Raw genomic sequence first — 12,349 nt, 5'->3', positions numbered from 1 at the left:
GTCGGCAGCGCCGTCGCTCAGAGCTCGATCGGCATCCCGTGCGGTGTGCGGGCGGCGGCCTCGTGCCAGGCTCTCGTCGCCCCCTCGATGTCCTCCTCGGTCGCGATGCCACGGGTCCGGAGCATCTCGGCCAGCGCGTCGGCCCAGCGCTCGTAGTAGTCGCTGCCGTCGGGCCGGCCACCGGACACGTGCCGTCCCAGGGTGCGGGCCCACTCCGACCACGTGAACGCACCTGCCTCGTGCAGGGTCACGGTCATCGCGAAGACCTGCGCCTGCCAGGGAGCGGCGAAGACCTGCTCGCTGCCCGGGGGCGGCAGCGGCAGCTCGTGCCCCGCAGCCGCGGAGATGCGGGCCAGCGTCCCGGCGGCGGTCGTGTCCATCAGGCGGCCTCCAGATAGGGCTCCCAGGCGTCGATCGACACGGTGACGGTCGGATCGGCGCCCTCCCCCCAGAGCTCACCCGCGCTGAACTCGACGGTGTAGAGCCATTCGGGGGCCGGGTCCGGCTCCTGGCCGAGCGGCACGGCATGGCGATCGGGGAAGACGTGCGCACCACGGACGGCGACCACGGTGCCGACACGGCCTCGCGCGTAGCGGGGCAGACGCGTGTGCCCGCTCGGGTTGATGGTGCGGGTCCGCACCTGCTGGCCCGCCCGGAACACCGGCCCGGTCCCGATGGGCCGCTCGTAGCTGGACCGTGACGAGAACAGCCCGGTGAGCTCCTCGGCGGTGCGCGCCCTCAGGCCCTCCCGGTCCAGGAGCTCGAGCCTGCGGACGGCGTTCTCCACCGCGAGGAACCAGATGCGGTAGTAGCTGCTGGCCAGGTACTCGGCCGGGGGCAGGGACTCGCGCTCGTGCCGCATCTGATCGATGTTCCAGAGCCCGAGTGCGCCGAGCGCGAGCGTGATGGCGAAGGAGCGCCTCTCCCACTCGTCGTGGAACGGGGGTTCGCCGGGCTCCGGAATGACCGGTCCGAACCCCTGCATGCCACCCGTGTCGTGGACGCCGTTCACCGGGCGGCGCCCGAGGGTGCGTGGACCAGCCCGGTACCGATCATGCTGTCCCGGGTCACGAGCTCGGCCAGTTGCCCCTCGCTCATACCCTCCGTCCCCTCAGGGCGCACCGGGATCACCAGGTAGCGCACCTCCGACGTCGAGTCCCAGACCTTGATCTCGGTGTCCTCGGGCAACGAGACGCCGAAATCCGCCAGCACCCCGCGCGGGTCGATCACGACCTTCGACCGGTAGGCCGGCGACTTGTACCAGACCGGCGGGAGCCCGAGCACCGGCCACGGGTAGCACGAGCAGAGGGTGCAGACGACCATGTTGTGTCGATCCGGGGTGTTCTCCAGGGCGACCATGTGCTCCCCCTGGCGCCCCACGTGCCCCAGCGAGGCGATGGCGGCGTCCGCGTCCTCGAGCAGCCACCGCCGGTACTCCTCGTCCGTCCAGGCCTTGGCGACGACCTGGGCACCGTTGTGCGGACCGACCTCCTTCTCGTAGCGCTCCACCACGGCGTCCAGGGCGTCCCGGTCCACCAGGCCCTTCTCGGTCAGCAGGGTCTCGAGCGCGCGGACCCTCGCGTCCATCTCGGACAGCTCGCTGTACTGCGGATGGTCGTGGTCGTGGTCGTCCATCGGTGGTCAGGGGTCCGGCGCCGCTCGGCGGCCCCGTCGCCCCATCCCCCTTTCCGTTCGGAGGTGCGTCCGGCCCCGGTCGACCGTCCATCCCTGGTCGGGTGACCGTGGCCTGGCACGGGCGCTGCGGCGCCGGCCGTCGCCGGGCACCCACCTGCCTGCCTGGAACGGCGCCAGGACGCCATCATGGGCTGCACGCTAGTAGCCGGTTTCCCGTCCGGCCACAGGTCCGGGCCGGTCCTGCTGAGCGCCGACGAGCGGGGTGATCCCGGCTAACGTCACGGGCATGAGCGCCCCGCTCCCCCACGGCAGCTGGCCCACGCCCGTCACCTCCGAGCTCGTCGTCCGGTCGGCGGCTCGGCTCGGAGAGGTGGTCGTGGACGGCGACGACGTCTGGTGGGCCGAGTCGCGCCCGGCCGAGGGCGGGCGCACGGTGCTCGTGCGGCGCACCCCGGACGGCGTGGTCACCGACGCGCTCCCGGCGCCCTGGAACGCCCGCACCCGGGTCCACGAGTACGGCGGCGGCGCGTGGACCGTGTCCGCTGGCGTCCTGTGGTTCACCGACTTCTCGGACCAGCGGCTGTACCGACTTGCACCCGGTGACGACACCCCCACCGCGGTCACCCCGGAACCGGAGATCCCGTCCGGCGTCCGGTACGCCGACCTCGTGGTGGTCGCGGGCGGCGTGCTCGCCGTCCGCGAGACGCACACCGCCTCCGGTGCGGCGGCGGACGTCGTCAACGAGATCGTGCGCATCGGTCACGACGGGGCCACCGAGGTGCTCGTCTCCGGCCCCGACTTCGTCTCCGACCCGCGCCTGGCCCCCGATGGCGTCACGCTCTCGTGGCTGCAGTGGGATCACCCGCACATGCCGTGGGACAGCGCGCAGCTCGTCGTCCGGTCGGCCGACGGCACCGACCACGTCCTCGCGGGCGGCCCGGGCGAGTCCGTCGTCCAGCCGCGCTGGGGCGGGGACCTCGAGCTGTGCTGGCTCGACGACCGTACGAACTTCTGGTCGCTGTACCGGAAGCGGCCGCACGAGCAGCCGACGCTCGTCGCCGACGTCGGCAGCGACATCGCCGGCCCGCAGTGGCTGTTCGGCCAGTCGCGCTACGCCCTGCTCGCTGACGGCCGGATCGCGCTGGCCTACGGCCGGGCCGGCCGCGACCGCCTGGCCGTGCTCTCCCCCGGCGGCGAGCCGCGGGAGCTGGATCTGCCCTACGGCTCCTTCCGGTACGTCATGGCGCAGGGGGCTCAGGTGGTCTGCGTCGCCGGCGGCCCGGCGAGTGAGCCGGTGGTGCTGCGCGTGGACGTCGACAGCGGCTCGGCGGAGGTGCTGCGGCCGGCCCGTGACCTCGGGCTGGACCCGCCCTGGTTCTCCTCCCCCGAGCACGTCACCTTCCCGACCGAGGACGCCGGCACGGGGATCGGGGAGGCGCACGCCCTGGTCTACCCACCGACCAACCCGGAGGCGACCGCCCCGCAGGGCGCGCTGCCGCCGCTGCTGGTCGTGGTGCACGGGGGCCCGACGTCCGGCGCCGTTCCCGTGCTCAACCTGGAGATCCAGTACTGGACGTCGCGCGGCTTCTGCGTCGCCGACGTCGACTACCGCGGCTCGGTCGGCTACGGCCGCCGGTACCGGGACGCGCTGCAGGGGCGCTGGGGCGTGGTGGACCTCGACGACGTCGTGGCCTGCGCCCGCTTCCTCGCCGGCAGCGGACGGGTGGACCCGGCCCGCATGGCGATCCGCGGCGGCTCGGCCGGCGGGTACACGACGCTGGCCGCGCTCACGATGCGCCCGGGCGTCTTCACCGCGGGCGCCAGCCACTTCGGGGTCGCCGACCTGGGGGCGCTGGCGGCCGAGACGCACAAGTTCGAGTCCCGCTACCTGGACGGGCTGGTGGCCCCCTGGCCGTCGGGCCGGGCGGTCTACGACGAGCGCTCGCCGATCAACCACGTCGACGCCCTCGACACGCCGCTGGCGGTCTTCCAGGGCGACGAGGACGCGGTCGTGCCGCCGGACCAGGCCGAGGCGATCGTGGCCGCGCTGCGCGACAAGGGCGTCCCGCACGCCTACCTGCTCTTCGCCGGCGAGCAGCACGGCTTCCGCAAGGCGGAGAACATCCGGGCCGCCCTGGACGGCGAGCTGTCCTTCTACGCCCAGGTGTGGGGCTTCGACCTGCCCCCCGGCGAAGGCATCACGCCCATCATGATCAGGTGACCTGGTCGTGCGGTGTCCTCCCTCACCGCGCGCCGAGAGGGAGGACGCTCGACGATCAGGTGACCTGATCCCGGCGCGGGGCCGGTCAGCCGGTGGCGAGGACCTGCTCGCGCAGGATGTCGGCGTGCCCGCAGTGCTGGGCGAGCTCGCGGAGCACGTGGAGGTACACCCAGCGCAACGGCAGCGGCCCGCGGCGGTTGCCGTGCACCAGGTCGTCGAGGTCGAGCCCGGCGACCGCCCGGCGGGAACCCTCGCAGGCCGCTCGGTGCGCCTCCGCCACGGAGACGGTCGTGTCGCCGTCCAGGAGCACGAACGACTCGTCGGGCGTGGCCGGGATGCCGATCTCGGCGCGGGAGCGGCCGCTGACCGCCTCGTCGAACCACACCTGCTCCACGAATGCGGCGTGCTTGACCAGCCCCAGCAGCGTGGTCCGCGAGGGCACCAGCGACCGGCGTGCCTGCTCCTCGCTCAGCCCGTCGAGGCTGCGGCGCAGCAGCGCCCGGTGCTCGTCCAGGAGCGCCTCCAGCTGCACCCGGAGGGGCGCGGCGGTGACCTCCGGGCCGCTCACACCTCGAGGACGGTCGGAATGATCATCGGGCGCCGGCGGTGCTTGTCCGAGACCCACTTCCCGACGGTGCGTCGGATGATCTGCGACAGCCGGTGCGCGTCGACGCCCTCGTCGGCCAGCGCGCGCTTGAGGTTGTCCTCGACCAGCCGGAGCACCTCGTCGAACGCCGCGGGGTCGTCGGAGAACCCCTTGGTCGACAGGTGCACCGGGCGCACGATCGTCCCGGTCGACGGCTCGATGACCACCGTGAGCGCGACGAACCCCTCGTCGCCGAGGATGCGCCGCGCCTGCAGCGCCTCCTCACCCACGTCACCGACGTTGAGCCCGTCCACGTACACGTTGCCGATGGGCACGGAGCCGACGATCGTCGCCTTGCCGTCCACGAGGTCGACGACGACGCCGTCCTCGGCCAGGAGGATCCGGTCGGCGGCCATGCCGGTCTCCTCGGCGAGCTTGGCGTGCGCCCGCAGGTGCCGCCACTCCCCGTGCACCGGCATCAGGTACCGGGGCTTGGCCACGTTGAGCAGCGTGCGCAGTTCGCCCGCCGGGGCGTGCCCGGAGACGTGCACCCGCGCCGTCTCCTTGTGCACCACCGTCGCGCCCAGCCGGGCGAGGCCGTTGATGACCTTGTAGACGGCGGTCTCGTTGCCCGGCACCAGGGAGGAGGCGAGGACGACGGTGTCGCCGGCCTCGATCGTCACCTGGTGGTGGTCACCGCGGGCCATGCGGCCGAGCGCCGACAGCGGCTCGCCCTGCGACCCGGTGCTGACCAGGACGACCTGCTCGGGCGGCATCTTGGCCGCGTCGTCCAGCGAGACCATCAGCCCGGGAGCCACGCGCAGCAGGCCCAGGTCTCGGGCGACGCCCATGTTGCGCACCATCGACCGACCGACCAGGGCCACCTTGCGGCCGTGCTTGTCGGCGCAGTCGAGCACCTGCTGGATGCGGTGCACGTGGCTGGCGAAACTGGAGACGATCAGCCGCTGCGAGGCGCGGGCGAAGACGTCGTCGAGGACCGGGCCGATGGACCGCTCGGGGGTGACGAAGCCGGGCACCTCGGCGTTGGTGGAGTCGGCCAGCAGCAGGTCGATGCCCTCCACGCCGAGGCGCGCGAACGCACCCAGGTCGGTGAGGACGCCGTCCAGGGGGAGCTGGTCCATCTTGAAGTCGCCGGTGTGCACGAGCACGCCCGCCGGCGTGTGCACCGCCACCGCGAGGGCGTCGGGGATGGAGTGGTTCACCGAGATGAACTCGCAGTGGAACGGACCCGCCAGGTGGTCCTCCCCCGCGGCCACCTCGACCAGCGTCGCGTCCAGCCGGTGCTCGCGGAGCTTCGCCGCGACGAGCGCGAGGGTGAAGCGCGAGCCGACCAGCGGGATGTCCTCGCGGAGTCGCAGGAGATACGGGATGGCCCCGATGTGGTCCTCGTGCCCGTGGGTGAGCACCACGGCCACGACGTCGTCCAGCCGGTGCTCGATGACGCCGAAGTCAGGGAGGATCAGGTCGACCCCCGGCTGCTCGGCCTCGGGGAAGAGGACGCCGCAGTCGATGACCATCAGCTTGCCGTCGAACTCGAGCACCGCCATGTTGCGGCCGATCTCGCCGAGGCCGCCCAGGGCCATGACCCGCAGGCCGCCCTCGGGCAGGGGCGGGGGGGCCTTGAGATCGAGGTGCGGTTGGGTGACCTGACCACTCACAGGGTGACGCCTCCAGCGGCGAGGTCGTCGCGCAGCTGCGCGAGCTGTTCGGGGGTGGCGTCGACCAGCGGCGGCCGGACCGGCCCCGCCGGCAGGCCGAGCGCGTTGAGCGCGGCCTTCACCGTGATGACGCCCTGGGTGCGGAAGACCCCGGTGACCACGGGGAGCAGCCTGTCGTTGATCTCCCTGGCCTTGACCAGGTCACCGGCCTCGACGGCGGCGATGAGCTCCACCAGCCGGGGGCCGACGAGGTGGCTGACGACGCTGACCATGCCCACGCCGCCCAGCGCGAGGATCGGCAGGTTCAGCATGTCCTCGCCGCTGTAGTAGGCGAGGTCGGTGCGCGCCAGCGTCCACGCCATCGCGCCGAGGTCGCCCTTGGCGTCCTTCACCGCGACGATCCGCGGGTGCTCCGCGGCGCGGACGAGCGTCTCCACCTCGATGGGCGTGCCGGTGCGGACCGGGATGTCGTAGAGCATCACCGGGAGGTCGGTGCTGTCGGCGATCGAGGTGAAGTGGCGGAGCACGCCCGCCTGCGGGGGCCGGTTGTAGTACGGCGTCACCGCCAGCAACCCGTGCACGCCCAGCTCGGCGGCGGTCCGCGCCTTCTCGATCGAGTGCGCGGTGTCGTAGGTGCCGACGCCGGCCACCACCGTGGCGCGGTCGCCGACGGAGTCCAGCACCACCTCTAGGACGGCGCGCTGCTCGGCGTCGCTGGTGGTCGGCGACTCCCCCGTCGTCCCGAAGACGACCAGCCCGTCGTTACCACCGCGGTCGACCAGGTGCGCGGCGAGCTCCTGGGCCCCGGCGAGGTCGATCGACCCGTCCTCGGCCAGCGGGGTGACCATGGCCGTGAGGAGGCGCCCGAACGGCCGGGCGGGGTCGGTGGTCATGGGGAGAATCTACCCAGCGGATCCGACGGGTTCCCGCACGTACTCCGACACCGCGAACCGCAGCCCCCCCGACGCCGACACCGACCAGCCCTCGGCCGGGGTGCGCGCGGTGCGCACCCAGCCCCCGTGCAGCGGGGGCGCCCAGGTGTCGCCGGCGACGTCGGTGTCGAGGTCGGTGACGACCACCCGCCCGGCGTGCGGCAGGAACGCTGCGTAGACCCCTCCCCCGCCGATCACCCACGCCGAGGGGTGCTCGGCGAGCACCTCGCCGACCGAGTGCGCGACGACCGCACCGTCGGCCGACCAGGCCGGGTCGGAGGTCAGCACGACGTTCACCCGCTGCGGCAGCGGGCGGAAGCGCGCGGGCAGCGACTCCCAGGTGCGCCGCCCCATCACCACCGTCGACCCGGTCGTGAGCCGGCGGAACAGCGCGAGGTCCTCGGGCAGGTGCCACGGCAGGCCGCCGTCGGCCCCGATGACCCCGCCGCGGGCCTGCGCCCAGATCATCGCGATGCCGCTGGGGCCGGTCACACCGCCACGGCTGCCCGGATCGCGGGGTGGTGCCGGTAGCCGCGCACGGTGAAGTGCTCGAACGTGTAGTCGAACAGCGACGGCGCGGGCGCCAGGTCCAGCGCCGGGAACGGGTACGGCTCCCGGGAGAGCTGCTCGCGCACCTGGTCGACGTGGTTGTCGTAGATGTGGCAGTCGCCGCCGACCCAGATGAACTCGCCGGGCTCCAGGCCGACCTGCGCGGCGATCATCCGGGTGAGGAGCGCGTAGCTGGCGATGTTGAACGGCACGCCGAGGAACATGTCGGCACTGCGCTGGTAGAGCTGGCAGGAGAGCTTCCCGCCGGCCACGTAGAACTGGAAGAACGCGTGGCAGGGGGCCAGCGCCATCTCGGGCAGAGCGGCGACGTTCCAGGCCGAGACGATCATCCGGCGGGAGTCGGGATCGGTGCGCAGCGTCTGCAGCAGGTTCTCGATCTGGTCGACGTGACCGCCGTCGGGGGTCGGCCACGACCGCCACTGGACGCCGTAGACGGGGCCGAGGTCGCCGTCGGCCGACGCCCACTCGTCCCAGATGGTGACGCCGTTCTCCCGCAGCCAGCCGACGTTGCTCTCACCGCGCAGGAACCACAGCAGCTCGACGGCGATCGACCGGAAGTGGACCTTCTTCGTCGTCACGAGGGGGAAGGTCTCGGAGAGGTCGTAGCGGAGCCGCTCGCCGAACAGGCTCACGGTGCCGGTCCCGGTCCGGTCGTCCTTCGGCGTGCCCTGCGCCAGGATGCGCCGCAGGAGGTCCTCGTACTGGGTGTCGATCGGGGCTGCCACGGACCCGAGCCTACGGCGGCCGGACGACGGTCAGCAGGCGACGCTGAACACCTGCCCCAGCCGTCGCGCGGGGCTCAGCCCTCGGCGACGAAGGGGCTGGCGGCGACCTCGGTGCCGTCGGCCAGGCGGCTGATGCGGAAGTCGCCGAAGACGCTGCCGGCCACCCGCTGCAGTTCGCGCAGGCAGGCGATCGCCAGCTCGCGGAGCTCGACGTCGGCGTGCTCGCTGGCCCGCATGGCGACGAAGTGGCGCCACGCCCGATAGTTCCCGGTGACGACGATGCGGCTCTCGGTGGCGTTGGGCAGCACCGCGCGGGCCGCCTGGCGGGCCTGCTTGCGACGCAGCGTGGCGTTCGGCACGTCGGCGAAGCGCTCCTCCAGCTTCTCCAGGAGCTCGGTGTAGGCGGCCGCGGCAGCGTCGGTCGCCGCCACGAACCGTGCGTGCAGCTCCGGGTCCCCGGCGATGACCGCGGGCTCCACGACGGCGGCGTCGGGCTCGGGCACGTAGCGCTGGGAGAGCTGGCTGTAGGAGAACTGCCGGTGCCGCACCAGCTCGTGGGTGAGCGACCGGGAGACCCCGGTGAGGTACATGCTCACGGTCCCGTGCTCGAGCACGGCGAGGTGCCCGACCTCCAGGATGTGCCGCAGGTAGCCGGCGTTCGTCGCGGTCGCGGGGTTGGGCTTGTCCCACGACTGGTAGCAGGCCCGGCCGGCGAACTCGGCGAGCGCCTGGCCGCCGTCGGCGTCGGTCTCCCACGGGACGTCGGCGGGTGCGGTGAACTGCGTCTGCGCGATGACCTGGACGCGGAGCGGCGCGATCTCTGGCACCTGCCGAGCCTACGGCGGGCCGCCGTCCAGACTGGGCGCGTGGACTGGTGGCGCCCGCTGCTCGCCGTGGCCGGCGGCCTGCTGCTGGTCTGGCTGCTGCTCCTGGCGGCCCTGTGGCACACCCGCCCGGACGGGCTGACCGTCCGCGACGCCCTGCGGCTGCTGCCCGACGCCGTCCGGCTGGTGCGCCGGCTGGCGGCCGACCGCACCCTCCCCACGGGGCTCCGGCTGCGCCTGTGGCTCCTGCTGGGCTACCTGATCTCGCCGTTGGACCTCGTGCCCGACGTGGTGCCGGTCCTGGGGTACGCCGACGACGTCGTCGTGGTTGCCTGGGCGCTCCGGTCGGTGGTGCGCCGTGCCGGCGAGGACGCCGTGGCGCGGCACTGGCCCGGGGAGCCGGCGGGTCTGGCGGTGGTGCGCCGGCTGGCCGGCCTCACGCCGGGACGGGCAGCACCCCCAGAGCCCGGCTGAGGTCGGGCGCCAGGTCGCCCCGGCCGACGACGGCGACGTCGTCGAGCGCCATCCAGCCCGCCATGAGCCGCAGCTCGTCGGCGAGCTCGGCAGCGACCACCCCGCGGTCGACGCCGTCCTCGGCATGCGCGGCCTGCACCCGCAGGGCGCCGGCCTTCCGGTCGGCCTTGAGGTCCACGCGGCCGACCAGCCGGTCGCCGAGCAGGAAGGGCAGCACGTAGTAGCCGTGCACCCGCTGCTGCGCCGGCGTGTAGATCTCCAGCCGGTAGCGGAAGCCGAAGATGCGCTCCACCCGCGGCCGCTCCCACACCAGGGAGTCGAACGGGCTGAGCAGCGCCCGCGCCCGGATCCAGCGGGGGCGGCGCGCTGCGGGGTCCAGCCACGCCGGCCGGCCCCACCCGGCCACCTCGACCGGCTGCAGCTCGCCGGCGTCGGCCAGCTCGGCGATCGCCGTCCGCGCGTCGGCCGGCCGGAGGCGGAAGTAGTCGCGCAGGTCGGTCTCGGTCGCCACGCCGAGCGCCCGCGCCGCCGTGCGCACCAGCTCCCGCACCGCGTCGGGCCGCTCCGGGGTGGGTGCGTCGAGCACCGCGGCCGGCAGCACCCGCTCCGGCAGGTCGTAGACCCGTTCGAACCCCGCCGTGCGGCGCGACGCGGTGAGGGCGCCGGTGAAGAACAGGTACTCCAGTGCCGCCTTGCCCGCGTGCCAGTTCCACATGCTGCCCGGCAGGTTGGGCCGCTCCTCCTGCAGCTCGCCGGCCCGCAGCGGCCCGTCGCGGCGCACCCGCTCCAGGAGGGAGGCCACGTACTCCGGCCGCTCCCGGTGCACCCGGGTCATGGTGCCCCACGCCTCCTCCTGCGCCGCGGCCATGCGCCAGCGCAGGAGAGGGTGCAGGCGGACCGGGAGGAAGGACGCCTCGTGCGCCCAGTACTCGAAGAGGTCGTGCCGCCGGTTCGCCAACGCGTCGAGGGCCTCCTGCGGGTAGGGCCCGAGCCGGCTGAAGGCGGGGAGGTAGTGCGAGCGGGAGAGCACGTTCACGGAGTCGATCTGCACCACGGCGAGCCGCTCGGTGAGCCGGCGGAGCTGTCGGGTGCCCACGGCGGTCGCCGGGCGCGGATCGGCGAAGCCCTGCGCGGCGAGGGCGATGCGCCGGGCGAGCGCGGCCGGCAACCGTTCGACGGGCGTCACGTCCGTGGATCCTGCCTCCCGGGTACGACACCCGCTGACCCGGCCCACGCCCCTACGCTGCCCGGGTGACCTCGATCCCCTTCCCCCGCCTCACGGGCTCCGCGGACGTGTCGGTGCGGCCGGCCCGGCCGGAGGACGCCGCCGCGATCGCACGGGTGCAGGGCGTCACCTGGCGGACCGCGTACCGCTCCCTGCTGCCCGCGGAGGTCCTCGAGGGGTGGGACGAGGAGGCGGTGACCGAGACCTGGCGCTCGGCCGTCACCTCGCCCCCGTCAGCGGGCCACCGGGTGCTGGTGGCCGTGGAGCAGGGGGCGGTGGTGGGCTTCGCGGCCGTCGCGACCGGGCCCGAGGCCGCGGAGATCAGCACGCTGCTGGTGGAGCCGCGCTGGGGCCGACGCGGGCACGGCAGCCGGCTGCTGGCCGCGGTCGCCGACCTCGCGTCCACCGACGGCACCACCCGCCTCCAGGTCTGGCTCGCGGAATCCGACCGAGCGTCCGCCGACTTCTACGAGTCGGCCGGATGGGCGCCCGACGGCTGGGCCCGCACGCTCGACACGGGGGCGGCGCCGCTGCGCGAGCTGCGGTGGCACGTCGAGCTCGACGGGGAGGACACGGACCGATGACCTTCGACGGGTTCCCGGACGAGGGACTGGTCTTCTACGAGGGCCTCGAGGCGGACAACAGCAAGGCGTACTGGACGGCGCACCGTCCCGGCTACGAGACCCACGTACGCGGGCCGCTCACCGCGCTGGTCGAGGAGCTGGCGCCGGAGTTCGGCACGGCGAAGGTGTTCCGCCCCTACCGCGACGTCCGGTTCAGCCATGACAAGACCCCCTACAAGACGCACCAGGGTGCCGTGGTGAACCCGGAGGGGCGCGGCGCCGGCGCCTGGTACGTGCAGATCTCGGCCGACGGGCTGACCGTCGCGGGTGGTTGCTGGCGGCTGGAATCCGATCAGGTGGCGAGGTACCGCCGCGCCGTGGCCGATCGGCTGCAGGGTCCCCGGCTGGAGCAGGAGGTGGGGCGACTGCGCGCCGGCGGGTGGGATATCGAGGGTGAGCGCCTGGTGCGCGTGCCCGCCGGCTACTCCGCCGACGACGACCGCATCGACCTGCTGAAGCACAAGTCGCTGCACGCCGCCCGTCGTTGGACGCCGGAGGACTGGCTGCACACCCGCGAGGCCCTGGACCGGGTCCGGGATGCCTGGCGCGATCTGAGGCAGTTGAACGCGTGGTTCGCCGACAACGTCGGGGCGACGACGAAGGAGGAGCGCCGGAGCTGACCCGCGGGTGCGGGCGCCCGGCGACGCTCCTGCTCCATTCCTCGGGCGATTGGCCCGGCAGTACGACGAAGGGCCCCAGCCTGGTGGCTGGGGCCCTTCGTGAATGGTTGTCCGGCGGCGTCCTACTCTCCCACCCCGTCTCCAGGGCAGTACCATCGGCGCTGAGAGGCTTAGCTTCCGGGTTCGGAATGTTGCCGGGCGTTTCCCTCTCGCCATGGCCGCCGTAACTCTGTGA

The 12,349-nt window shown here is 73.5% G+C and carries 14 protein-coding genes and 1 rRNA gene; 4 read left to right on the top strand and 11 right to left on the bottom strand.

Annotation, left to right across the window (positions count from 1 at the left end):
• Positions 1-17: 17 nt before the first annotated feature.
• From ACI794_RS10660 to nthA, 3 genes are read right to left on the bottom strand one after another with little or no spacing between them, the layout of a single operon-like run.
• Positions 18-380: a nitrile hydratase accessory protein gene (locus ACI794_RS10660; protein WP_456580033.1), complete on the bottom strand. Its 363-nt coding sequence runs from the start codon at positions 378-380 to the stop codon at positions 18-20.
• Complete coding sequence (gene nthB / locus ACI794_RS10655; protein ID WP_456616342.1) at positions 380-1,012, bottom strand: nitrile hydratase subunit beta; 633 nt, start codon at positions 1,010-1,012, stop codon at positions 380-382. Before nthB ends, ACI794_RS10660 begins: the two co-directional genes overlap by 1 nt.
• Positions 1,009-1,635: a nitrile hydratase subunit alpha gene (gene nthA, locus ACI794_RS10650; RefSeq protein ID WP_456603082.1), complete on the bottom strand. Its 627-nt coding sequence runs from the start codon at positions 1,633-1,635 to the stop codon at positions 1,009-1,011. Before nthA ends, nthB begins: the two co-directional genes overlap by 4 nt.
• 286 nt (positions 1,636-1,921) lie before the next feature.
• On the opposite strand from nthA, the gene ACI794_RS10645 reads away from it, so the two are divergent.
• A complete protein-coding gene (locus ACI794_RS10645; RefSeq protein WP_456616341.1) occupies positions 1,922-3,856 on the top strand; it encodes a prolyl oligopeptidase family serine peptidase in 1,935 nt (644 codons plus the stop codon).
• An 85-nt stretch (positions 3,857-3,941) separates the two neighbouring features.
• Here ACI794_RS10645 and ACI794_RS10640 read toward each other — a convergent pair whose 3' ends face one another.
• The 6 genes from ACI794_RS10640 to thyX all read right to left on the bottom strand — a co-directional run bounded on the left by ACI794_RS10640 (position 3,942) and on the right by thyX (position 9,175).
• Complete coding sequence (locus ACI794_RS10640) at positions 3,942-4,424, bottom strand: DinB family protein (RefSeq protein ID WP_456616340.1); 483 nt, start codon at positions 4,422-4,424, stop codon at positions 3,942-3,944.
• Positions 4,421-6,121, bottom strand: a complete 1,701-nt coding sequence (locus ACI794_RS10635) for a ribonuclease J (protein ID WP_456603079.1) — start codon at positions 6,119-6,121, stop codon at positions 4,421-4,423. Before ACI794_RS10635 ends, ACI794_RS10640 begins: the two co-directional genes overlap by 4 nt.
• Positions 6,118-7,014 (bottom strand): 4-hydroxy-tetrahydrodipicolinate synthase, encoded by an 897-nt coding sequence (dapA, locus tag ACI794_RS10630; RefSeq protein ID WP_456603078.1) that lies wholly within the window; start codon positions 7,012-7,014, stop codon positions 6,118-6,120. Before dapA ends, ACI794_RS10635 begins: the two co-directional genes overlap by 4 nt.
• Before the next feature lie 9 nt (positions 7,015-7,023).
• The gene (locus tag ACI794_RS10625) at positions 7,024-7,545 is read right to left on the bottom strand and encodes a dihydrofolate reductase (protein ID WP_456603077.1); all 522 of its coding nucleotides are present in this window, start codon (positions 7,543-7,545) and stop codon (positions 7,024-7,026) included.
• Positions 7,542-8,348 carry a thymidylate synthase gene (locus ACI794_RS10620; RefSeq protein WP_456603076.1) on the bottom strand — a complete coding sequence of 269 codons (807 nt, stop codon included), beginning with the start codon at positions 8,346-8,348 and terminating at the stop codon, positions 7,542-7,544. Before ACI794_RS10620 ends, ACI794_RS10625 begins: the two co-directional genes overlap by 4 nt.
• Positions 8,349-8,422: 74 nt before the next feature.
• On the bottom strand, positions 8,423-9,175 hold the full coding sequence (gene thyX / locus ACI794_RS10615; RefSeq protein WP_456603075.1) for an FAD-dependent thymidylate synthase: 753 nt from the start codon (positions 9,173-9,175) through the stop codon (positions 8,423-8,425).
• A gap of 39 nt (positions 9,176-9,214) precedes the next feature.
• Between thyX and ACI794_RS10610 the strand changes: the two genes are divergently transcribed.
• Positions 9,215-9,646, top strand: a complete 432-nt coding sequence (locus ACI794_RS10610) for a YkvA family protein (protein WP_456603074.1) — start codon at positions 9,215-9,217, stop codon at positions 9,644-9,646.
• Here the strand turns inward: ACI794_RS10610 and ACI794_RS10605 are convergent.
• Positions 9,609-10,832 carry a winged helix-turn-helix domain-containing protein gene (locus ACI794_RS10605; protein ID WP_456603073.1) on the bottom strand — a complete coding sequence of 408 codons (1,224 nt, stop codon included), beginning with the start codon at positions 10,830-10,832 and terminating at the stop codon, positions 9,609-9,611. The genes ACI794_RS10610 and ACI794_RS10605 overlap by 38 nt on opposite strands.
• Before the next feature lie 65 nt (positions 10,833-10,897).
• Here ACI794_RS10605 and ACI794_RS10600 point away from each other — a divergent pair, with 65 nt between their 5' ends.
• Positions 10,898-11,455, top strand: a complete 558-nt coding sequence (locus tag ACI794_RS10600) for an N-acetyltransferase family protein (RefSeq protein ID WP_456603072.1) — start codon at positions 10,898-10,900, stop codon at positions 11,453-11,455.
• Positions 11,452-12,114, top strand: a complete 663-nt coding sequence (locus ACI794_RS10595; RefSeq protein ID WP_456616339.1) for a DUF2461 domain-containing protein — start codon at positions 11,452-11,454, stop codon at positions 12,112-12,114. Before ACI794_RS10600 ends, ACI794_RS10595 begins: the two co-directional genes overlap by 4 nt.
• Before the next feature lie 109 nt (positions 12,115-12,223).
• Here ACI794_RS10595 and rrf read toward each other — a convergent pair.
• Positions 12,224-12,340 (bottom strand): 5S ribosomal RNA (gene rrf, locus ACI794_RS10590).
• Between the last annotated feature and the right edge of the window lie 9 nt (positions 12,341-12,349).

Source organism: Blastococcus sp. SYSU DS0541, assembly GCF_054050875.1.
This window is presented reverse-complemented; position numbering and strand designations above follow the sequence as displayed.